This is a genomic window from Vibrio sp. 1069 (genome assembly GCF_033340555.1).
This window is the reverse complement of sequence record NZ_JAWOWP010000581.1, coordinates 1-607: the sequence shown is the minus strand read 5'-3', so window position 1 is coordinate 607 and position 607 is coordinate 1. Positions and strand designations below refer to the sequence as shown.

Sequence of the window (607 nt, the reverse complement as noted above, 5' to 3'; positions counted from 1 at the left end):
GTAAGGTGGGATCTCCGACAAAGTAGATAACGGCATCGGAACTCGAGGTTTCAAGCTTTGTTCGAAATGCAAAGCTGTCCCCTAACTCTAATTTAGCAGCTAAGGCTGTGACAATTTTTAATGTGCTCGCTGGTGGAAATAATTGGTCTGTTGGACGGATACCATCGAGCGTAGAACTTTCGTTTAGTTTTTCTGCAACTAAGCTGATACGGGCGCCCTCTGGCAATACCTCTTGATGAGGATACGCATAAGACAATAGCGGAAAAATAAGAGAAGAAATGAGTAGAGGCCAACGTAAACGCATAGTGAGATTTTCTAGGGTTAGTTATGTGATTGAGTATACGCAAGTCCACTCAATATGCTAGGCGTATCCAAGAATGCTTTGTTCATCATTAATATTGAGACAAAGTGGTTAGAAGAACGCGCTATTAAGATGAGAAATGAAAGATAAAAAAATGCCCGCGATAAGCGGGCACTGAGTATTCAAGTCTAAAGACTGGAATTAGAAGTCGTAACGTAGACCTAGAGCTAGCTCGTCTTCTGCATCAGCTTTAGAAGCTGTAGTGTTGCCACCAACTTTACCTAGTTTATCGCCAGAGTCGATTAG

General features: G+C 42.2%; 1 protein-coding gene and 1 pseudogene. Both read right to left on the bottom strand.

The annotated features are described in order from the left end of the window. On the bottom strand, nt 1-304 hold a 304-nt coding region (locus tag R7040_RS27870), incomplete at its 3' end, for a D-alanyl-D-alanine carboxypeptidase (RefSeq protein ID WP_318097804.1). A gap of 198 nt (nt 305-502) precedes the next feature. Next, nucleotides 503-607 (bottom strand): annotated as a pseudogene (locus tag R7040_RS27865) (porin); the annotation flags it as partial.